Here is a 19664-nt window from a genome sequence, read left to right on the forward strand (position 1 = left end):
GCAGGCTAAAAGCAGGACAACCTCATTTCAAAAAACAGGACAACTTATCTGATGATGTAGATTTCTTCACATTTGCATGGTATAATTAGAAAAGTGAAAAAACAGGACAGGAGGGCAAGCATGAATCAAGAACTGATGACATTGGATTTTTGGCAGGATACGGTCATATATGAGGGCAAAATATTTCCTATCGGTACTCTTGCCTGTGATGCGCTGAATGTTCCTGCGGATACCCTCGCAAGAATGAACGAGCAATGCGAGAAAATCAATCTACTGCTTGGAATGTTAAACGCCGGACAGGATGCTTCCGCACTCTTTCCTATGGCAAAGGAAGCTGTGCTGACAATGGTGGATATTCTCAGCGAAACGCCGCCGTTCTCCAATATGAATATTCCAAAACATAGAGAACGGATTGAAAAAGTCTTTACTGCGGACAATGCGCTGAAATATATGGAGTTTGCCATAAAAGCCGCAACTAATTCCTTGCAGTTTGAAGAAATCCCGAACTATGCCGATGCAATGATGCTCCAACGATATACTGCTGTATTCGGGCATCTGGCATACTCCCTTGGGGAATACCAAACCGCAATGCTTGATTTTGCGGAAAAATCAGACGGAAATGAAGCAGACCGTACCGCAGAGGGCTTCGCCAGAATGTTCGGCAGCTATTTCCCGCCGGAGTTCTCTATCACGGAGGGCAATGCCTGGATGTCTACCCTGAACAATTCCGTTCAGTATGTATCGGTCATCCGTCCCGGCGAAAAAGTTGCAAAGCTCGTCAAGCGAATCCATTATGTATCCTTTGTGGGGATGTTCCGGTCTGATCTCTTTGAGGGCTTGTGTGTCGGTCATGCACCGAAGAAATGTAAAATTTGCGGCAAATGGTTTCTGACAACCAACGCAAGGCACACCAAATACTGCGGCGGCTATGCGCCGGGGGACAAGCTACACCGCACCTGCCGACAGATCGGCAATCTGAAAGGCAGAGAACAACGGGAGCTTGCAGACGATCATCCTGTTATCCAGATATACGAAAAGCGGCTGAATACCATAAACCGCTATATCAAGCGTGGCAAACTGGATGAGGATTTAGCAGAGGTTATGAAGAAACTGGCGAAAGATAAGATGCTCCGGGCAAAAAGTAATGTCGCTTATGCCAAGGGAACTTATGAGAAAGAAATGGAACAGGTTGCTTTGAAGAAAGAAGCCCAAAAGTGCATTTGAATTTGTTAGGAGGAACAGTCAATGAAAATAGGATTTTTGTTTTTCTTGGTTTTCTGTATAATTGCAATTTTTGCGAGTAAGAAAAAGAAATAAATTTGAAATTGGACGTTGAAAGGAGGTGCGCTATGCTAAGTGATTTTACATGGAATATGACCGGATACATACCAAAATACGCTGTCAATCCGCACGGTGATGGTATCATTCCCTATATGGCAGAGCGCATCTTCCAACTGGAACCGGAGCCGCCAGCGGTGGGCAGTCTGAATGAATATATCCTGTCTGCCTTGCGGGAAAAGAATTTGATATATTTCTCGTTCTTCCTCCACCATTATGAGCCACAGCTCAATAAGCGCATCAAAGGCTTTTGGGGTGTGGATGGCGGCGATCTGTACGATACAGACCGTTTTATAGATATAAAGCTCTCCTGCAGGGAACAAATGCTCCAAAAGCTGATGGACTATGATCCTGCCAAGGGTGCGGAGTATGCTACATACATTTTCCCGTTCATCCGGGATGCTATGCTCCGCTTCCGCATGGGCGAAGAAAAATGGTCGGTATCCTCTCTGACCAATTATAAAATGGTGCGGTCAATGGCTTGGCTGTACCATAACACCAAGGATGCGGTCAGCGAGTTTTCCAAAAAGTATAACTGTGACTTTGCCCTTGCGGAAGAATATCTGAGAGTTGTTCGAGGTATCCGCAATCAGCAACCATTCTATGTGACAGATGAGGACGGCGAGGAAACGGGCGAAGATGTTGCTCTTGATGATACTTGGAACTACTCCGACATCCTCTGGAACGGCATACAGGCAGAAAAGGTGCAGCGAGCTTTTGATAAGCTGAACTACCGGGAACAGACCTTGCTTGAAAAGCGGCTGGCAATCTGCATGACCTGCGGGCATGTCGGCTCATGGAAAGGCCGTCCCACCTTTGAGGAACTGGCTGTAATGTTTGAGGGCAGCACTGCCAGCGGTGCGGAGCGAGCCTACCGCAGAGCAGTGGACAAACTGACAGAATTGTTGGTTGCCGAGGGCGCAATCCATGCTGTCCGCTTGAAACAGAAATCCAAGACCAAACGAAAAAAGAAAATCGCCACCGCAATCTACGAATACCAAGCAGACTGCGACGGCGAATGGGGCCAGATTTCATTTGATTTTGAGAACGGCACATCAGAAATAGTCCGACTTGCCGATTGGGATACAATGAAAACAAACCGCTTTGCGAACAAGGCAATAGCCTACCTTCTAAACTGCGAAAACGAGAAGTTGCCAAAGGAAACGATAGTAGCGTTTGAACTATAAAAGGAAATTGACGAGGAACGAGAATGAAAACAATCGCAATCATAGATGATGATATTCATATTGGAGATATGCTGAGAGAAGTGCTGGTGCAAGAGGGCTATTCTGTTCTTCGTGCATACTCCGGCACAGAAGCGTTATATCTTCTTTCACAAAACAAGCCCGATTTGGTGCTGCTGGATCTGATGTTGCCGGGATTGTCTGGCGAGGAAGTTCTGCCCCACATTGAGAACATTCCTGTTATCGTTCTCAGCGCAAAAGTAGATGTGCAAGACAAGGTAAATCTTCTGCTGGGCGGTGCGGCAGATTACATGACCAAGCCTTTTGATACAAAGGAGCTTCTTGCCCGTATCACTGTTCAGCTCCGCAAGGCAGAACAACATGGCGAAACCAAATCTCTTTCCGTTGGCGATTTGGTTTTGGATATGGTTTCCCTTTCTCTGACAGTACAGGAGCAGCCTGTGAAGCTGACCCGAACGGAGTATGCCATCTTAAAACTGCTGATGGAAAATCCCAAACAGGTAATTTCAAAGAGTGTCCTGCTTGACAGAATCAGTCTGGACACACCCGACTGCACCGAGCGTTCTTTGAAGCAGCACATCAGCAATCTTCGTAAAAAGATGCAGAATGTCAGCGGTGTAGACTATATCGAAACAGTCTGGGGAATTGGTTTCAAATTGGCAGAACAAAAAATCTTGACCAAATCTTGACGTTTTTCTTGACCACTTTCTTGACTTTTGTTTTGTAAACTTAGGTCAGCAAAGGAGGTAATACAATATGAACTATATTTTGCAAACAAACAGCCTGACAAAAAAGTATAAAAACTTTCAGGCATTGAATGGTCTTACTATGAATGTTCCCAAAGGTTCCATCTATGGCTTTGTGGGAAAGAACGGCGCTGGTAAGACAACCCTGATCCGCTTGATCTGCGGATTGCAGGAACCGACTTCCGGTAGCTTTTCTCTGTACGGCATCCGCAATGACAGCAAGGATATTATCAAATCCCGCCGTCGCATGGGTGCTGTGGTGGAAACACCGTCCATCTACATGGATATGACTGCGGAGGAAAATCTGAAGCACCAGTATCTCATTCTTGGTCTGCCATCATTTGATTGTATTCAGGAATTGTTGAAGCTGGTAGGTCTCGACAACACGGGAGAGAAAAAAGCGAAGAACTTCTCCCTCGGTATGAAGCAGCGTCTGGGCATCGCTATCGCATTAGCCGGTGATCCCGACTTTCTTGTTCTTGATGAGCCTGTAAATGGTCTCGACCCTCAGGGTATTGTGGAAATGCGAGAACTGATTTTGAAGTTGAACCGAGAAAAACAGATTACAGTTCTTATTTCCAGTCACATTCTGGATGAACTTTCCCGTCTGGCTACTCATTACGGTATCATTGATAATGGTCGCATGGTGAAGGAACTGAGTGCAGAAGAACTGGACACAGTTTGCCGCAAGTGTGTCCGCATGGAAGTGACCGATACTTCTACTCTGGCTCGTGTGCTGGATTCCATGAATCTGGAATATAAAATTATCTCCGCAACAACAGCCGATGTGTTCGCAAAGATCAATGTGACACAGCTGACCGTTGTACTGGCAAAGGAAAACTGCGAAGTGCTGTCTATGCAGGAAAAAGATGAAAGTTTGGAGAGTTATTACATCTCTCTGGTTGGAGGTGATAATAATGCGTAAACTTTTTCGAGCAGCCTTTTACCGTACAGAGAATAAAAAAATGATTCGAATAGAATTAGTGATTGCTGTATTGCTTTCCGCATTCATCATCCTCAACGGTTACTTCCAGACGAATTTGACTAATGCATACATCTATAAGCTGGTCGCCCGTTTTTTTGGATATTCACCCCTGATGGGACCATTTATCGCCGTATTTGCCGCATATTTGTGGGGAACAGACTATGAATATGGAACTCTGCGCAATAAACTAATCTGCGGACACACTCGTGAAGAAGTTTATTTTTCCAATCTTCTCCTGACCATATGTGCTGGACTGAGTACTGCACTAATCTGGTTGATAGTTAATGGGATGCTGGGTATTCCGCTACTGGGTACGGCAAGCCTGAACCTCTCTTTGGGAGAGATGGCATTTTATATTTTTTCAAGCCTTTTGATGGTCGTTGCACTCTCCAGCGTATGTTGTCTGTTGGCAAGTCTGGCGGAGAACAAAAACTCAGCGACACTTCTTTGTCTGGGAGCTGTAGCTGCAATGGTCATAATCGGGATGCTCCTTTATGATCGTTTTGCAGAACCAGAGTTATTGGATGGATGGATGTGGAGTGATACAGACCCAACTGTGCGATGGCATCCCCAAAATATCAAATTCATCGGTGGAACATTTCGTATCCTGCTGGAATTTCTTATCTGTCTGACACCTGGAGGACAAGGTGTAATTCTTTGCGAAGAAGGGGTGGAACACCTGATTTTTCTTCCATTGTGCTCTGCGTTTGTAATTTTTTCAACATCTCTTATAGGAAGTCGTTCCTTTAAGAAAAAGAACCTAAAGTAAGGAGGTAGAAAGATGTTCCCTTGGATTTTGTGTTGTATTTTGCTAATTGTTGTATTTTTTCTAATCACAAAGATTATTTTTATAGAAAAAAGTATTGATGAAATTCATACAGAATTCCAGGAACGTCTTTCCTCCGACACAAACACTCTGATTGATATTTCTTCCAGCGACCCTCATCTGAGAAAACTGGCTTCGGAGATTAATATCCAGCTTCGATTGCTCCGCAAGGAACGCCATCGTTACCAACAGGGCGATCTGGAACTGAAAGAAGCTATCACCAATATTTCCCATGACCTGAGAACTCCGCTTACGGCGATAAACGGTTATCTTGACCTATTGGAACGAGAGGAAAAAAGCGAAACGGTACACTGCTATCTTTCTCAAATCCAAAACAGAACAGATGTTTTAAAAAATCTAACCGAAGAACTATTCAGATATAGTGTGGTTACTTCTTTTCAGGAACTGAAACCAGAACGTATGGATGTTGTCCGGGCATTGGAGGAAAGTCTGCTGTCTTTCTATGCGGTCATGCAGGAAAAAGGCATCCAACCGGAAATCGAATTGCCGGAGGAACCGGTTTTCCGTGAACTGGATGCAGGTGCGGTCAACCGTATCTTTTCCAACATTATCAGCAATGCGCTGAAATACTCTGACGGCGATCTGTCCGTAGTCATGGATAAGAACGGCTGTGTTACATTCAGCAACACGGCGCACAATCTGAATTATGTGACGGTCGGCAGATTGTTTGACCGTTTCTATACAGTAGAAGCCAGTCGCAATTCAACCGGTTTGGGATTGTCCATCGCCAAGCTGCTGATTGAGCGTATGGGCGGAAGTATTGGAGCAATCTACAACAATGACAAACTGCAAATCAAGATAATCTTTGCAAAATGAAATAAAAAAGAGTTTATATGAACGGAGGTGTTTTGATTATGAAGAAATACTTGAAGGAGATACTAATACTCTTAATTCAATTATTTATGTTTTATGTATTTCCATTATTTGCAGGACCAACAGACGTTATGGGAATGATAGTTTTGCTTATTTTAGCAACATTATTGCTTTCAATTCTAATTGGCAGCATTTCAAATCTGAAAGTAAAGTACTTGTATCCAATAATCATAGCAATTACATTTGTGCCATCTGTGTTTATATACTATAACGAGACAGCATTGATACATTCGCTTTGGTATTTGGCAGTATCATCCTTTGGTTTGATAATCGGCATGGTCATTCATAAATTGATTCTTAAAAAGTAGAAAGAGCAAAACTTTCAAAGGCTACCCAGTCAAAAAGATTGGATAGCCTTTATTTATGTTTTCTAAAATTAAAGTTGAATATCTGCCTTAGCCAATAACTATGGGCTTAGAGGTTTAGTGAGCCAGGCAAATCGCTCCAATCGCCGTATCCACAGATTTATACTCTGTAACAGTTTTTCAAATAGGTTTTGGAATCTCCGTTCAATATCAAATCAGCATATCCAATCGGGTCATTGTAAATCAGATAATCCAGTTCCGACCTCTGATACATATTGTCGGCAACCTCGTTCTCAACCGCAATCGTATCAATCGCAATCATACTACCATCAAAGAATTTCAGTTCCACACAAGCGGTATCCATGTTAAACTTACAAGAAATCAATCTATCCATAAGAAACCTCCATTTTACGGGATGTTATATCATCCCAAAATATTTGAATGCTTCTCGGATTGCTTTCTCTTTTTCCGGTGGACACAGAGGCTGTCTGGAATCTTCGGACTTCGGCAGATTGTAGTTCTTACCAACCTCAATCCCACATTTCCGCTTAATCTGTGAGATATACAGGTTTGATACCTTTAATCCGCTATGTTCCAGTACATAGTCCTTGATCTGCGTGTAGGTTGCCCCATCTTGAAATTCGGACATATCCATATCTTCTAAAGAGAACTCAACCCGAATCTTTTTCGAGTCGACCTCACCCTTGGAAAGCAAAACAACCGTCTCGCAGTGCACCGTTCCCGGAAACATATCAACACAGCAGACTTTTTCTACACGGTATCCATATTTTGCAAACTCTACCAGATCCCTCGCAAGAGAAGTCGGCTTGCAGGAGATGTAAAGCATTTTTTCACACCTATATAAATCAACTATCTTCGGCAGAGCCTTCGGATGGATTCCTTCGCGCGGTGGATCAAGAACGATGAAGTCCGGTTTTTCTTCGATTTCATCGATCACCTTCAGCACGTCTCCGGCGAGGAAACTGCAGTTGGTAAGGCCGTTTGCCTCTGCGTTCTCTTTTGCAGCTGTAACAGCTTCTTCCACGATTTCCACGCCGATCACTTCTTTTGCGACCGGTGCAAGGATCTGGGCGATGGTTCCGGTTCCGCTGTAGAGGTCGAAGATCGTGCGGTCTTTCGTCTCGCCGACGAACTCGCGGGCGGTGCTGTAGAGAACTTCCGCGCCACGGGAATTGGTCTGGAAGAAGGAGAACGGGGTGATCTTGAATTTCAGTCCGAGGAGTTCTTCATAGAAGTAGTCCTGTCCGTAGAGCACTTTTGTCTCATCGCTCTTTACAATATCTGCCAGGGAATCATTTATGATATGGAGGAATCCGACAACCTTTCCTTCCAGCGGCAGACCAAGCACTTCCTGCACGAGCGGCATCAGATCCCACTCTTCCTGGCTTGTGGTGACGAGATTTACCAGGATTTCTCCGGTATTCTCGGCTCTTCGCACCAGCAGGTGGCGCAGGTAACCCTCGTGGCTTATCTTGTGGTAGTAACTTGCGTTCCGCTCTTTAAAGTACGCCAGCACGCAGGTCAGAATCTTTGTGAAATCCTCATGTACGATTTTGCAGTCGCACGCGGTCAGGACATCGTAGGTGCTTCCCTTTTTATGAAGTCCGAGAGACAACGGGCCGTCCTTGTATTCATCGCCGAAGGAAAACTCCATTTTATTCCGGTATGCAAACTCCTTCGGACTTCCCTTGATTCCAAGGAACGGATAATCGGCCTCCCCCGCCTCATTGACCTGGCCGGCCTCCACGAGGGCATCGTCGAGCAGTTTTTTCACCTGACCGGCCTTCATTGCAAGCTGATCCTCATAACTCATCGTCTGGTACATGCATCCGCCGCAGGACGGGAAAATACTGCAGACCGGATCGCGCTTTTCCATCGGGGATTTTTCTGTTACTTCGAGCAGGCGGCCCTCCATGCGGTTCTTTCTTTTTTTGTTGATCTGAAAGCGGATCTTCTGTCCCGGAATTGCATTTTTCACGGTAACCGTCTCGCCCTCCACATGTACACGTCCTTTATTCGGGAAATCGATTCTTTCCACGACTCCCTCGTAAATTTCTCCTTTTTTCATTCTCTTCTCCTTCTATGTCAAACTGATTTCCGGACAGAAAAACTCCGGTACCACGTTCCGGCACCGGAGTTTCTTTTTTCCATCCTACTTATCTTCGTCTTCATCCTCGAAGTAATCGTCGAAATCGTCATCGAAATCATCTTCGAAGTCTTCCAGATAATCCGGAGTTACAAACCGGTATACTGCGTATGCGATTCCTGCAACTGCCGCTACCGCTCCGACAATGGCAAGGACCCATAAAATCACGTTTTTCGGTTTTTCGCTCTCACGTTCTCTCTGTTTTAAAAGCTCTAATACTTCATCAATCTTATTCATACTGTCCACCAACCTTTGCTTTAGATTAGAAACTTAACTTAACGATAGTATACCATACGAGCCGCAATTTTACCACAATTTCCGCTCTTTTTTATAAATCTTTTCGTTTCAACTTACAGTCGGTATTTTCACGGAGTCTGACATGTCGAGAATAGTTCGACTGTGACTTTCCTCATGTCAGTGGAGGATACCGATTTCTCTCCGCCTACCACTGCCGTTATGTTTCTTTTAACAATTCATCCCACCGCTTTAGAAGCGGGGGACTTCTTGTCTACTGGTGTTAAAATTCAGAATCCGCCGGCAGTTCCCGCAGAATCTTGTGGAACTGACCGCCGCAGCGCTCCATTTCTCCTAACACCTGGTCGATCCATTCACCCTTTGTATGCCAGTTTTCTCTGGTGAACTCAATATCCGAAGGACAGACAAAAAACTCTGTCTCCGGGTAGACAAGCTGGTAATACAGAATACACCGTCTCGCATGGAGATTCCGGCAGCAGAGGATCGCTTTTTTTACCTCGATGCCCGCCGCATCTGTCACTTCCCGTGACCGCAGTGCATTTTCATACGTATACGTCGCCTGGTCTTCGCGCAGAATCGCTTTCTCCGGCACGCCGTTTTTCTGCAGTACCGTCCGCAGAAACTCCCACTCGGTTTCATAGTTCCCGCCGTACTGCTCCGCAAGATCCTGTACACCGGCGAAATGTCCGAGCACAGTACTGTATCTTCCCGACGGAAGCACATACGGCGCAAATCCTTCTTTCCAGAGTTCTGCCGCGTGCGCCGCCATCTGCGGATATCCGTTTCCCGGCACAAAAATCACATCGGCTTTCTGCGGCTCATCCTTCACGAAAATATAGTCCGTAAAGTAGTTTAAAAACTTCTCATACATGAAATGTTACCACTCTTTAAAGTCCATGAGGCACTCTACGACATATGCCATATCCTGTTCAGACAGGCTGTAGAACATCGGCAGACGCATCAGGCGCTCGCTCTCTTTTGTTGTGTATTTGTCCTCTCCGTGGAAAACACCGAACTTCTGTCCGGCCGGGGAGGTATGGAGCGGAACGTAATGGAAGACACACATCACACCGCGCTCTTTCATATAGTTGATCAGTTTTGTACGCACTTCCAGATTTCTTGCCTTGATGAAGTACATATGTGCATTATGTACACAGCCTTCCGGCACAACCGGCTGCTCGATCTTTCCAGCCTCAGCCAGCGGACGGAGCTGCTCATGGTAATAGTTGTAGATGGCCATCCGCTTTCTGTCGATTTTCTCATGTTCCTCGAGTTCTGCAAGCAGGTAAGCCGCATTCATATCGCTCGGCAGATAGGAGGAACCGTAGTCGATCCAGGTATATTTGTCGATCTGTCCGCGGAAAAACTTGCTGCGGTTCGTTCCCTTTTCACGAAGGATCTCTGCTTTTTCCAGATAATTCTCATCCTGGAACAGCAGCGCGCCGCCCTCTCCCATCGTATAGTTTTTCGTCTCATGGAAGCTGTAGCAGCCAAAATCGCCGATCGTTCCAAGGGCTTTTCCCTTGTAGTACGCGCTCACGCCCTGTGCCGCATCCTCTACAACCTTCAGGTTATGGCGTTTTGCAATATCCATGATGGTATCCATTTCACAGGCAACGCCCGCATAGTGAACCGGAACAATCGCTTTTGTTTTTTCGGTGATAGCATCCTCAATCTTGGTCTCGTCGATGTTCATCGTATCCGGACGGATATCCACGTAGACGATTTTTGCTCCGCGCAGAACAAAGGCATCTGCAGTGGAAACAAACGTGTAGGACGGCATGATCACTTCGTCGCCCGGCCGAATCTCAGACAGGTAAGCTGCCATTTCCAGTGCATGGGTGCAGGATGTCGTAAGCATCGCATGTTTTACGTTGAAATTGTCCTGCATCCAGGCAGAACATTTCTTCGTAAAAGGACCGTCGCCGCACAGCTTGTTGTTTTCCTCTGCCGCCTGGCGGATGTATTCCAGTTCTGTTCCAATAAAAGGTGGTTTATTAAACTCTATCATTGTTTTTTCCTTATCTTTCTTCTATCCATTACTGTTTTATTTACTTTCAGAGCCCAAAACAAGCTCTTAGGTAGTCTTATTTTCTCACAAATCCCTGTGGATTTCAAGACACGATTTTGACATGACAGCCATATCATCATACTGTCCATAAAGCCAAAAGAACCCTTGATTTCTCAAGGGTTCCATAAGTAGCGAGAGGGGGATTCGAACCCTCGACACCGCGGGTATGAACCGCGTGCTCTAGCCAACTGAGCTATCTCGCCATATTCATTTTCAACACCGTTTTTCATAAAATATGGGGCCTATAGGGCTCGAACCTATGACCCTCTGCTTGTAAGGCAGATGCTCTCCCAGCTGAGCTAAGACCCCACATCAGTGTTTTGTCTGTCGGCTTTTTATCTGTATCACCAACCGACTTCGTTAGTATAGCATTCCACCCGCCAAATGTCAACACTAATTTTCAAATTTTTTCGATTTTTTTCAACTTTTTCTCCCGCCACTCTTTCAGGTACTGCTCCTGTTCCAGATCTTCCCGTTCTTTCTCCCATCCTGCCGCCCGGCAGAGCGTCCATGCAAGCAGAAGAAATACGGCAAAAATCCCCGCCAGACAAACGATTCCCATCTTTTCCGACCGCCTTTCCTGTTCTGATTCTGCTAAAAAGCAAAGGATCTCCTTACTATTGTATCCGGAACGGCGGCGCTTTATTCCCTTTTCTGAATAAAAAGACAAAGCCGCCAGATTTCCCTTTCACCGGGATTCTGGCGGCTCCATTTTACTCAAAATTAAAATTCACATTCACGTTACGCTTCGTCAATCGCTTTTCCAATATCATGGCGGTAATATTTATTGTCAAAGTCAACCCATTCAACAGCCTTATATGCATTCGCACGTGCCTCTTTCAGGGTATCGCCAAGTGCTGTCACGCCGAGTACACGGCCTCCGTTCGTCACGATCTCGCCGTCCTTGAACTTCGTTCCGGCGTGGAAGCAGTAGTAGCCCTCATGCTCTTTGAATGTCGCAAGCCCACGGATCGGGAATCCCTTCTCGTAGGAAACCGGGTAACCGTTCGAAGCCAGTACAACGCAGACACACGCATTGTCTGCAAACTGCAGATCAATCTGGTCAAGCGTTCCATCGATGCAGGCTTCAAATACATCGATGATATCTGTTTTCATACGAGGAAGCACAACCTGTGCCTCCGGATCGCCAAAGCGGGCATTGTACTCCAGCACCTTCGGTCCATCCGGTGTCAGCATCAGTCCGAAGAAGATCACGCCTTTAAACGGTCTTCCCTCTGCTGCCATCGCATCTACTGTCGGCTGATAAATATATTTCTTACAGAAATCATCCACCTCTTTTGTGTAGAACGGGCTCGGAGAGAAGTTTCCCATGCCGCCGGTGTTAAGACCGGTATCGCCGTCTCCTGCTCTCTTGTGATCCTGCGCAGAACTCATCGTCTTGATCGTCTTTCCATCGACAAAAGAGAGCACGGAAACTTCGCGTCCCGTCATAAATTCCTCGATGACCATCTCATTTCCGGCACTGCCGAATTTCTTGTCGAGCATGATCGTCTTAACGCCCTCTTTTGCTTCCTCTAAGGTGTTGCAGATCAGAACGCCTTTTCCAAGCGCCAGACCGTCGGCTTTCAGTACGATCGGGAATTTTGCGGTTTCCAGATACTTCTCTGCCGCCTCCGGATCGGAGAACGTCTCGTACGCTGCCGTCGGAATGTTATATTTTTTCATCAGGTCTTTGGAGAACGCTTTGGATCCTTCCAGAATCGCCGCATTCTTTCTTGGTCCGAATACACGCAGCCCCTCTGCCTCAAACGCATCAACCACACCGCCGACCAGCGGATCATCCATACCGATCACGGTCAGATCAATTTCTTTTTCTTTTGCAAAAGCAACGAGTTTGTCAAACTCCATCGCTCCAATCGCAACGCACTCTGCGTATTCCGCAATTCCTGCATTTCCCGGAGCGCAGTAAATCTTGTCCACCTTCGGGCTCTGTGCCACTTTCCAGGCAATGGCATGCTCTCTTCCGCCGCTTCCTACAATCAGTACTTTCATCGCTCTTACTCCTTTATCTTTACGTGTCCGTCTTCTACCGTTACTTTTCCATTTGCAATCAGATCGATCGCACGCGGCATGATAACCCACTCGGCCTCCTCCATGACGCGCTGCTGAAGCACTTTCGGTGTATCACCCTCGTGTACTTCGACCGCCTTCTGCAGAATAATCGGGCCGGTATCTGTTCCGCCGTCCACAAAGTGAACCGTCGCTCCCGTCACTTTAACGCCGCGGGAAAGAACACCCTCGTGTACCTTCAGTCCGTAGTAGCCTGTTCCGCAGAAGGACGGAATGAGGGACGGATGAATGTTGATGATTTTGTTCGGGTACGCATCCACAATACTCTGCGGAATGACAACAAGGCATCCCGCCAGCACAACGAGATCTACGTTGTAAGACTGCAGTTTTGCAAGCAGCGCCTCGTTAAATGCTTCTCTTGATACAAACGTTTTCGGGGAGAGGCAGACGGCATCAATCCCTTTGTTTTTCGCGCGTTCCAGCGCGTATGCACCTGCATTGTTGCTGATGACAACGGAAACCTCTGCGTTTGTGATGGTTCCCGCGTCAATCGCATCCAGAATTGCCTGCAGGTTCGTGCCGCCTCCGGAAACAAGAACTGCCAGCTTTAGCATAACTGTACTCCTTTTTCTCCGTTTTCAATATGTCCGATCACATACGGAGTATCGCCGGTGGAACGGATGGCTTTCATGGCTGCATCTACATCCTCCGGATCAACGGCCAGTACCATTCCGATACCCATGTTGAAGGTGTTGTACATCATCTGCTCGTCAATATTGCCCTTCTTTGCCATCAGATCGAAGATCGGCGGTACGGTGTAGCTGTCTTTCTGTACAACGGCTACGGTATTGTCTTTCAGCATACGCGGAATATTCTCGTAGAAGCCGCCTCCGGTGATGTGGCTGCACGCTTTTACGGTTACGCCGGCATCTTTGACCGCACGGAGTGCTTTTACATAGATCCGGGTCGGTGCAAGCAGGGTCTCCCCGAGCGTTGCGCCGAGCTCATCATAGTATGTATTCAAAGAATCTTTTGTCATATCAAAGACCTTGCGGACAAGAGAAAATCCATTGCTGTGAACGCCTGTGGAAGCCATTCCGATCAGCACGTCTCCGGCTGCCAGATTTTCGCCGGTAATCATATCTTTCTTGTCGCAGACACCGACAGCAAAGCCTGCCAGATCGTACTCATCCTCCGGCATCAGGCCCGGATGCTCTGCGGTCTCGCCGCCGATCAGTGCCGCATCGGACTGCAGACAGCCTTCTGCAACGCCTTTTACGATCGAAGCGATTTTCTCCGGATAGTTCTTTCCGCATGCGATGTAGTCGAGGAAGAACAGCGGTTCTCCGCCGGCACATGCGATATCATTCACACACATGGCAACAGCATCGATGCCGATGGTGTCGTGTTTGTCAAGAATCATGGCGAGCTTCACCTTGGTTCCGCATCCGTCTGTACCGGAAAGCAGCACCGGCTCTTCCATTTCTTTGATTTTTGCCAGGGAAAAAGCGCCGGAAAAACCGCCAAGGCCGCCTAATACCTCCGGGCGCATGGTTTTCTTTACATGCTCTTTCATTAATTCTACTGATTTGTATCCAGCTTCAATATCTACTCCTGCGTTCTTGTAATCCATGGTGAACCTCCCTTGTCCTTTGTTTTTATTTACTGTAGTTACGGTATCCTGTTTCCTGCAGTTTTGCGTCTTTTGCCTCAACCTGCTCTTTCATTTCCTGTGTATATGCTTTCAGTTTTGCAAGCAGTTCCGGATCGGAAGTTGCAAGAATCTTTGCTGCCAGGATTCCGGCATTGGCACCGCCATTGATGGCAACGGTTGCTACCGGAATGCCGCTCGGCATCTGTACGATGGAGTACAGGGAATCACGACCTCCAAGCGATGTGGTATGCATCGGAATTCCGATGACCGGCATTGGGAAAATAGCTGCGCACATACCCGGCAGATGAGCTGCCATACCTGCGCCTGCAATGATAACCTTGAAGCCTTTCTCCTCTGCGGTTTTTGCATATTCGAAAAATACATCCGGCTCGCGGTGTGCGGAGATGATTTTCATCTCGTACTCAATTCCAAATTTTTCCAGCATGTCGGCTGCTTTGCTCATTACCGGCATATCAGAGTCGCTGCCCATCACAATTCCTACTTTAGCCATGTTGTTCTCCTTTTCTGATTAACTGTTCTAAGCGTTATTCATTAGTTATGCTTATATTTATGTTTTAATCATTCAGTTCTGCTTATAATATACTAAGCAGGCGCAGAAATGTCAACCCATAATCAGCCAAAAGGTTCATTTAATTCTTCCGTTCCCGGCAGGACGAAGCGTCCGTCCTCAATGAGAGGGATCGTCGTTCCGTCTGCTTTTTCGACCGCAACCGACTGCAGTTCGCGGTACGGAATCGTGATGTCCGTGTGGCATCCGAAGTATGCTTTCGACGGATCTTCTTTCCGTTTTGCCGAAACCTCGTTCTCGCGCGCGATTACTTCTTTTCCGTCCGGGTTGTACATCGGGCTGTCCTCCGCCCAGGCGTAGCAGGTGTCGCCCATCGCAAAATGCGGGCCCATCTTCTCTGCAATCAGGATCGGCAGTTTTCCGGCGATGCCGTACTGCTCTGCCATCACGTACGCCGTCGTGTTCGTTCCGATGGCAAACTCACCGATCGGCAGCGTCCTGTGGTGATACAGCAGGTTTTCTTCTATATAAGTACGATTGTCCTCTTCTTTTTCGAAGTTTGCGCAGTCATACGCGGTGATCATGCCGTCGGTCAGCGTCAGGCAGAGATCGCGGTAATACAGCTCGTTCAGGTAGACCCCCGTCACATGGAGCACGCCTGTCGTGCCGGTAAGACTCGGGGAAGTAAAGACCTCTCCGACCGGAATATTGCAGTCGGCAACACAGTTCTCAAAATTCGTCTCTTTCGCAGGATCGTTCAGATGATGCAGCATCACGCGCAGATCCGTTCTGTTCTCTCCTTTTCCAAGCACATGCACGGAAACACCCTCGTCGAGCGCATCGATCAGGTACTGCTGGATGCGCTGGTATTTTTCGTAATCGAGCGTGTTGATCTTTACGATCTCACGGAAAATTTTTTCGTAGCGCGGATCGATCTCCGGCATCGGGTAGGCGATGATCGTGTAGCCGTACTCGTCATCCTTGATATAGCGGTTTACAATCTGGCCCGCCTCGTTCTGGAAACCGACACGGAGCTTTTGCTGGCGCTCGTTTAAGTGCAGTGCCTGTTTTTTATTTACTGGCTCAAACGGAACTTCGCCGAAGGTTTCCACCACGGCAGGGCCGGCATAGCCGTCCGCCAGTTCTTTGTACTCGTCGTATTTCACCTGCATCGCGCGGAGCCGTCTCTTCACGAGATCCTCGTTGAGATACAGCGCCTCATCGTTCCGGTGATCGTAGTCATACTGCTTATTCGCAGACGCACCGGCAACCCACGTTCTCCGCGCGCCGCGGGAAATCACCGGCTCGAGTCCCATCTCGCGGAACTGTAATATTGCCGCACGGATCATGCGCTCAAAACCGATGTGGAAGCGGATGCTGACTGTCTTCTTTTTCGACAGATCTTTTCGCGCCACGAGAAAGCACTTGCGGAAGCCTTCTGTGTAGGTGCGTGCCATCGCGTCGATTTCTTCCTGGCTGAACGTATTTAAAAAGCGGGCTGTACCCTTCTCATTTTCGGTGATATATTCGCCGTACTGGTACAGATACCGCAGATCCGTCAGATCAGATTCCATCACAATATCCTTCACAAAGTGCAGCGACGGGTCGACGATTTCGCGCACCTGGTATTCCTGGCGCTCCTCGGCGTAATCGCTCACATACCAGTAAATGCTCTCTTTTACATACTGCGCGGACGGCAGCGTCTCCTCCTCGAACATCGCATACAACTCGAGATACAGCTCCATCGCCGCAGTCAGCTCCAGCAGGCGGTCCTCATAGACCCAGACAACAGCATTTCCCAGCTCCCGGTACAGGCAGCAGAGGCTCCTTCCATGCGTTTCACCAAGTGCCCGCACGGCAAACGCCGGGTTTCCGTAGGAGGTCTCATACCGCTCCCCGATCACATCTTCATACGGCTCGCGGTTAAAAACAGCCAGCTCTTCCTCGGATGCTGTTTTTAGATATCCTTCTGCGATTCTGCTCCGGATCTGGTCCATTTTGCAGAGGTACTGTGCCATCTGTGCAAAAAAATCGCGGTACGGCTGCGGAACGCTTTTTTCCGCCGGAATCTGGCGGATCCGCTCAATTGCAAGCGCATACCGCTCGTTTAATAATTCATCCGTCATAAAAAAATCCCTTTCTGTTTCTCTTTAACTGTTACGAGGGGCAGATCTGCCCCTCATTCTTCTTAACTTATTCCTGTTTTTCTTCCCGGTCGTCAATAATTTTTCCATCCCGGATACTCTGTTCGAGAATCTCTTCCATATAACTCCAGATCTCCTCGGAGCCGGTCGCAGTCTTCTCGTTTCGTTTTAACGGCTGGGAAATCCGCACATTGTGGCGGGTCCAGTCTTTTCCATCGTTCTCATGATTTAAAAGCAGCGGCTGGAAATTGTCCATCACATGGGCAAAGCGCGCTTCCGGTGTCTCATACGCTTCGAACTCGAGCCAGAGATCCATCAACATTCTTCCCTGATCCTCCGGCAGCAGGCCGTAGATGCGCTCGGCCGCTTTGTGTTCTCTCTCGTCTTTTGTTTTGTTTGCCTCCGCGTCGTACGCATACGTGTCGCCTGCATCAATCTCCACGAGGTCGTGAATCAGCAGCATGAGCATCGTTCTGCCGATGTCGATTTTCTCACTCGAATATTCCTGCAGCAGAAATGCCATCACCGCCATGTGCCATGCGTGCTCCGCGTCGTCCTCCTGGCGCGAATAGCCGCGGATGTGCGTCTGGCGCAGGATCTGTTTTTCTTTATCAATCTCCAGAATAAAATTCAGCTGTTTTTCAAAACGTTCGCGATCCATCTTTTTCCCCTTTTCTTTTATATGTACTCCCGGAGTCTTTCTGTGCTTGATTTTACGAGAGTACATTTATCTCACACCGATCAGAAACAGTGCCAGCCATGCGACCAGCATGCCGCCGCTCGTAATCGAGCCGAGAACCGACATTCTGTGGCTGACCTGTTCTTCTTTAAAGCTCTTCATTCCCACATAGAAGCCGTATCCCGACAGAAGGAATGAGAACAGTCCCGCTGCTCCGAGAAAAATGCCTCCGTTTCCGCGGAATGCAAACGATACGACCGAAGCCAGCAGAAACAGAAAGACCGAAGCACCTGCCATATAGAGAGCTTCCTTTCCGCCTTCCGACGGCTTCCGGACAAAATTGTAATTATACTTCTTCCTCGCCATATTTCCATCTCCTGAATTTATTGCAGATCAGGAATGCGCCGCAGCCGATCATGGCTCCAAGCGTATTCAGGATCAGATCATCTACATCAAAGCAGCCCACCTTCGTGATGAGCTGAATCGTCTCCACGCAGAGGCTGAACATAAAACCAAGAAGCGATACTTTCCAGAAACTCTCCATTTTTTTGTGCATCACCGGAACGATAAAGCCGAACGGCAGAAAACCGATCACATTGCCCGCCAGATTTAAAAATGCGGCAAGGAATCCCACCTTTTCGCGGTAAATCCAGAAACGTCTGATTTCCTGAAACGGCACCAGATTGTAACGGTAATCCAGTTCAAAAAAGTTTCTTCTCCCGTATTCTTCTGCAAAAAACAGAAAATAAACGAGCGCAAGAAGATACACCAGAAATAAAATCCGTCCCACAACGCGGATTCTGGCTTTCGTCTCCTGCTTCATCTTTGTTTCCCCTTTCTGCGTGGTATCAGAAACGCCGGAATACCTCTTCGGCGCATGCGCTTCCAAAATATTCCGGCATTTTTCTTAAAACATAATTTCCCCGCGTCGTTTCAGCAGACCTGCTCCGCTTACGATCATCAGGACACCGGTTGCTACCCCTGCCACAACCAGTACTGCGCCCATGGCGATATTTCCGCCGCCGACACGTCCCATGGTTTTATAGATTTTTTCATTCATCGTGCAAAACTCCTTTTTTCAAGTGTACCACGTCTTATTTGACACCGTACTCCTCATAATAAGCATCAATGGCAGCCTTCATCTTGTCATCGATCTGGATTTTGCCCTGGCATGGACGGTTGTACAGATAGGTGATGACATCCTCCATGGTTACAATGGCATTTGCCGGGAAGCCATAGGTTTCCTGGATTTCCTCAAGTGCGCTCTTGTCGCCTTTTCCGCGCTCCATACGGTTTAAGGATACCATCAGACCTTTGATCTCCACATTGCCCTGTGCCTGGATGATCGGGAACGTCTCCTCGATGGATTTTCCGGAGGTGGTAACATCCTCGATGATGACAACGCGGTCGCCGTCTTTAATTTTGCTTCCAAGCAGCAGTCCTGCATCTCCGCCGTGGTCTTTTGCTTCTTTCCGGTTGGAGCAGTAACGTACTTCCACACCGTAGAGATCATGAATCGCAATGGCGGTTACAACGCTGAGCGGGATTCCTTTGTAGGCCGGTCCAAACAGAACGTCGAAATCCAGTCCATAATTGTCATGGATTGCTTTTGCATAATACTCGCCGAGACGTTTTAACTGGCTTCCGGTTACGTAAGCGCCCGCATTCATGAAGAACGGGGATTTTCTTCCGCTTTTCAGAGTAAACTCTCCAAATTTTAATACCTGGCTCTCGACCATGAACTCGATAAACTCCTGCTTGTACTGTTCCATCTTTTTTCCTCCATATTTTCAGGGGAAGGCATCTTTTTTCGCAATGCCGCCCGTTTTTACTTC

At 47.5% G+C, this 19664-nt stretch carries 23 protein-coding genes and 2 tRNA genes; 7 read left to right on the forward strand and 18 right to left on the reverse strand.

Annotation, left to right across the window (positions count from 1 at the left end; genetic code table 11):
* Window positions 1-120: 120 nt before the first annotated feature.
* From DW769_RS11900 to DW769_RS11930, 7 genes are all read left to right on the forward strand, one after another.
* On the forward strand, window positions 121-1224 hold the full coding sequence (locus tag DW769_RS11900; RefSeq protein ID WP_055303620.1) for a DUF6076 domain-containing protein: 1104 nt from the start codon (window positions 121-123) through the stop codon (window positions 1222-1224).
* A gap of 125 nt (window positions 1225-1349) precedes the next feature.
* Window positions 1350-2525, forward strand: coding sequence for a hypothetical protein (locus DW769_RS11905; protein WP_117767771.1), 1176 nt, complete (start codon window positions 1350-1352; stop codon window positions 2523-2525).
* A gap of 23 nt (window positions 2526-2548) precedes the next feature.
* Entirely contained in the window at window positions 2549-3232 is a 684-nt protein-coding gene (locus DW769_RS11910; protein ID WP_118750417.1) for a response regulator transcription factor, read from the forward strand.
* 67 nt (window positions 3233-3299) lie between these two features.
* Entirely contained in the window at window positions 3300-4214 is a 915-nt protein-coding gene (locus DW769_RS11915; protein ID WP_055303617.1) for an ABC transporter ATP-binding protein, read from the forward strand.
* Window positions 4207-5043 carry an ABC transporter permease subunit gene (locus DW769_RS11920; RefSeq protein WP_158557451.1) on the forward strand — a complete coding sequence of 279 codons (837 nt, stop codon included), beginning with the start codon at window positions 4207-4209 and terminating at the stop codon, window positions 5041-5043. The genes DW769_RS11915 and DW769_RS11920 overlap by 8 nt, the downstream gene beginning before the upstream one ends.
* A 12-nt stretch (window positions 5044-5055) precedes the next feature.
* Window positions 5056-5937 carry a sensor histidine kinase gene (locus DW769_RS11925; RefSeq protein ID WP_055303615.1) on the forward strand — a complete coding sequence of 294 codons (882 nt, stop codon included), beginning with the start codon at window positions 5056-5058 and terminating at the stop codon, window positions 5935-5937.
* A gap of 38 nt (window positions 5938-5975) precedes the next feature.
* Window positions 5976-6302 carry a hypothetical protein gene (locus DW769_RS11930; RefSeq protein WP_055303614.1) on the forward strand — a complete coding sequence of 109 codons (327 nt, stop codon included), beginning with the start codon at window positions 5976-5978 and terminating at the stop codon, window positions 6300-6302.
* Between the two features lie 157 nt (window positions 6303-6459).
* Here the strand turns inward: DW769_RS11930 and DW769_RS11935 are convergent, their stop codons facing one another.
* The 18 genes from DW769_RS11935 to pyrE all read right to left on the reverse strand — a co-directional run bounded on the left by DW769_RS11935 (window position 6460) and on the right by pyrE (window position 19601).
* Window positions 6460-6693: a DUF6061 family protein gene (locus DW769_RS11935; RefSeq protein WP_055303613.1), complete on the reverse strand. Its 234-nt coding sequence runs from the start codon at window positions 6691-6693 to the stop codon at window positions 6460-6462.
* 24 nt (window positions 6694-6717) lie between these two features.
* Window positions 6718-8388 carry a 23S rRNA (uracil(1939)-C(5))-methyltransferase RlmD gene (rlmD, locus tag DW769_RS11940; protein ID WP_118750418.1) on the reverse strand — a complete coding sequence of 557 codons (1671 nt, stop codon included), beginning with the start codon at window positions 8386-8388 and terminating at the stop codon, window positions 6718-6720.
* A gap of 84 nt (window positions 8389-8472) precedes the next feature.
* Complete coding sequence (locus DW769_RS11945) at window positions 8473-8703, reverse strand: hypothetical protein (protein ID WP_055227097.1); 231 nt, start codon at window positions 8701-8703, stop codon at window positions 8473-8475.
* Window positions 8704-8983: 280 nt separating this feature from the next.
* Complete coding sequence (locus DW769_RS11950) at window positions 8984-9592, reverse strand: YdcF family protein (RefSeq protein ID WP_118595604.1); 609 nt, start codon at window positions 9590-9592, stop codon at window positions 8984-8986.
* A 6-nt stretch (window positions 9593-9598) separates the two neighbouring features.
* A complete protein-coding gene (gene rffA, locus DW769_RS11955) occupies window positions 9599-10732 on the reverse strand; it encodes a dTDP-4-amino-4,6-dideoxygalactose transaminase (protein WP_117760542.1) in 1134 nt (377 codons plus the stop codon).
* Between the two features lie 189 nt (window positions 10733-10921).
* A tRNA-Met gene (locus tag DW769_RS11960) sits at window positions 10922-10995 on the reverse strand.
* A 33-nt stretch (window positions 10996-11028) separates the two neighbouring features.
* Window positions 11029-11101: transfer RNA gene (locus DW769_RS11965), tRNA-Val, on the reverse strand.
* Window positions 11102-11192: 91 nt separating this feature from the next.
* A complete protein-coding gene (locus DW769_RS16460) occupies window positions 11193-11354 on the reverse strand; it encodes a hypothetical protein (RefSeq protein WP_022462017.1) in 162 nt (53 codons plus the stop codon).
* 179 nt (window positions 11355-11533) lie between these two features.
* Window positions 11534-12805, reverse strand: coding sequence for a phosphoribosylamine--glycine ligase (purD, locus tag DW769_RS11975; RefSeq protein ID WP_118750419.1), 1272 nt, complete (start codon window positions 12803-12805; stop codon window positions 11534-11536).
* 5 nt (window positions 12806-12810) lie between these two features.
* Complete coding sequence (gene purN, locus DW769_RS11980; RefSeq protein WP_118750420.1) at window positions 12811-13437, reverse strand: phosphoribosylglycinamide formyltransferase; 627 nt, start codon at window positions 13435-13437, stop codon at window positions 12811-12813.
* Window positions 13431-14456 (reverse strand): phosphoribosylformylglycinamidine cyclo-ligase, encoded by a 1026-nt coding sequence (gene purM / locus DW769_RS11985; protein ID WP_118750421.1) that lies wholly within the window; start codon window positions 14454-14456, stop codon window positions 13431-13433. Before purM ends, purN begins: the two co-directional genes overlap by 7 nt.
* A gap of 25 nt (window positions 14457-14481) precedes the next feature.
* Window positions 14482-14988 carry a 5-(carboxyamino)imidazole ribonucleotide mutase gene (gene purE, locus DW769_RS11990; RefSeq protein ID WP_022462013.1) on the reverse strand — a complete coding sequence of 169 codons (507 nt, stop codon included), beginning with the start codon at window positions 14986-14988 and terminating at the stop codon, window positions 14482-14484.
* A gap of 122 nt (window positions 14989-15110) precedes the next feature.
* Window positions 15111-17132 carry an aminopeptidase gene (locus tag DW769_RS11995; protein ID WP_117813269.1) on the reverse strand — a complete coding sequence of 674 codons (2022 nt, stop codon included), beginning with the start codon at window positions 17130-17132 and terminating at the stop codon, window positions 15111-15113.
* Between the two features lie 67 nt (window positions 17133-17199).
* The gene (locus DW769_RS12000; protein ID WP_118750422.1) at window positions 17200-17811 is read right to left on the reverse strand and encodes an HD domain-containing protein; all 612 of its coding nucleotides are present in this window, start codon (window positions 17809-17811) and stop codon (window positions 17200-17202) included.
* Between the two features lie 66 nt (window positions 17812-17877).
* Window positions 17878-18195 carry a hypothetical protein gene (locus DW769_RS12005; RefSeq protein ID WP_022462010.1) on the reverse strand — a complete coding sequence of 106 codons (318 nt, stop codon included), beginning with the start codon at window positions 18193-18195 and terminating at the stop codon, window positions 17878-17880.
* Window positions 18176-18652: a VanZ family protein gene (locus DW769_RS12010; RefSeq protein ID WP_055227152.1), complete on the reverse strand. Its 477-nt coding sequence runs from the start codon at window positions 18650-18652 to the stop codon at window positions 18176-18178. Before DW769_RS12010 ends, DW769_RS12005 begins: the two co-directional genes overlap by 20 nt.
* An 84-nt stretch (window positions 18653-18736) precedes the next feature.
* Window positions 18737-18889: a hypothetical protein gene (locus tag DW769_RS16630; protein ID WP_022462008.1), complete on the reverse strand. Its 153-nt coding sequence runs from the start codon at window positions 18887-18889 to the stop codon at window positions 18737-18739.
* A 34-nt stretch (window positions 18890-18923) separates the two neighbouring features.
* Window positions 18924-19601, reverse strand: coding sequence for an orotate phosphoribosyltransferase (gene pyrE / locus DW769_RS12015; protein ID WP_022462007.1), 678 nt, complete (start codon window positions 19599-19601; stop codon window positions 18924-18926).
* Window positions 19602-19664 lie beyond the last annotated feature (63 nt).

This window comes from Blautia sp. AM29-29 (assembly GCF_003480555.1).
Taxonomy (GTDB): domain Bacteria; phylum Bacillota; class Clostridia; order Lachnospirales; family Lachnospiraceae; genus Fusicatenibacter; species Fusicatenibacter saccharivorans.

What these genes read in the sequence shown, in the direction of transcription:
- DW769_RS11950 (WP_118595604.1), bottom strand. Translation starts at nt 9,592, where the DNA reads ATGTATGAGAAGTTTTTAAACTACTTTACGGACTATATTTTCGTGAAG.
- purN (WP_118750420.1), bottom strand. Translation starts at nt 13,437, where the DNA reads ATGCTAAAGCTGGCAGTTCTTGTTTCCGGAGGCGGCACGAACCTGCAG.
- DW769_RS11945 (WP_055227097.1), bottom strand. Translation starts at nt 8,703, where the DNA reads ATGAATAAGATTGATGAAGTATTAGAGCTTTTAAAACAGAGAGAACGT.
- DW769_RS11920 (WP_158557451.1), top strand. Translation starts at nt 4,207, where the DNA reads ATGCGTAAACTTTTTCGAGCAGCCTTTTACCGTACAGAGAATAAAAAA.
- DW769_RS11905 (WP_117767771.1), top strand. Translation starts at nt 1,350, where the DNA reads ATGCTAAGTGATTTTACATGGAATATGACCGGATACATACCAAAATAC.
- purM (WP_118750421.1), bottom strand. Translation starts at nt 14,456, where the DNA reads ATGGATTACAAGAACGCAGGAGTAGATATTGAAGCTGGATACAAATCA.
- DW769_RS11925 (WP_055303615.1), top strand. Translation starts at nt 5,056, where the DNA reads ATGTTCCCTTGGATTTTGTGTTGTATTTTGCTAATTGTTGTATTTTTT.
- purE (WP_022462013.1), bottom strand. Translation starts at nt 14,988, where the DNA reads ATGGCTAAAGTAGGAATTGTGATGGGCAGCGACTCTGATATGCCGGTA.
- DW769_RS12010 (WP_055227152.1), bottom strand. Translation starts at nt 18,652, where the DNA reads ATGAAGCAGGAGACGAAAGCCAGAATCCGCGTTGTGGGACGGATTTTA.
- DW769_RS12005 (WP_022462010.1), bottom strand. Translation starts at nt 18,195, where the DNA reads ATGGCGAGGAAGAAGTATAATTACAATTTTGTCCGGAAGCCGTCGGAA.
- DW769_RS11935 (WP_055303613.1), bottom strand. Translation starts at nt 6,693, where the DNA reads ATGGATAGATTGATTTCTTGTAAGTTTAACATGGATACCGCTTGTGTG.
- DW769_RS16630 (WP_022462008.1), bottom strand. Translation starts at nt 18,889, where the DNA reads ATGAATGAAAAAATCTATAAAACCATGGGACGTGTCGGCGGCGGAAAT.
- pyrE (WP_022462007.1), bottom strand. Translation starts at nt 19,601, where the DNA reads ATGGAACAGTACAAGCAGGAGTTTATCGAGTTCATGGTCGAGAGCCAG.
- DW769_RS11915 (WP_055303617.1), top strand. Translation starts at nt 3,300, where the DNA reads ATGAACTATATTTTGCAAACAAACAGCCTGACAAAAAAGTATAAAAAC.
- DW769_RS11995 (WP_117813269.1), bottom strand. Translation starts at nt 17,132, where the DNA reads ATGACGGATGAATTATTAAACGAGCGGTATGCGCTTGCAATTGAGCGG.
- DW769_RS11900 (WP_055303620.1), top strand. Translation starts at nt 121, where the DNA reads ATGAATCAAGAACTGATGACATTGGATTTTTGGCAGGATACGGTCATA.
- DW769_RS11910 (WP_118750417.1), top strand. Translation starts at nt 2,549, where the DNA reads ATGAAAACAATCGCAATCATAGATGATGATATTCATATTGGAGATATG.
- DW769_RS11930 (WP_055303614.1), top strand. Translation starts at nt 5,976, where the DNA reads ATGAAGAAATACTTGAAGGAGATACTAATACTCTTAATTCAATTATTT.
- rlmD (WP_118750418.1), bottom strand. Translation starts at nt 8,388, where the DNA reads ATGAAAAAAGGAGAAATTTACGAGGGAGTCGTGGAAAGAATCGATTTC.
- DW769_RS12000 (WP_118750422.1), bottom strand. Translation starts at nt 17,811, where the DNA reads ATGGATCGCGAACGTTTTGAAAAACAGCTGAATTTTATTCTGGAGATT.
- purD (WP_118750419.1), bottom strand. Translation starts at nt 12,805, where the DNA reads ATGAAAGTACTGATTGTAGGAAGCGGCGGAAGAGAGCATGCCATTGCC.
- rffA (WP_117760542.1), bottom strand. Translation starts at nt 10,732, where the DNA reads ATGATAGAGTTTAATAAACCACCTTTTATTGGAACAGAACTGGAATAC.
- DW769_RS16460 (WP_022462017.1), bottom strand. Translation starts at nt 11,354, where the DNA reads ATGGGAATCGTTTGTCTGGCGGGGATTTTTGCCGTATTTCTTCTGCTT.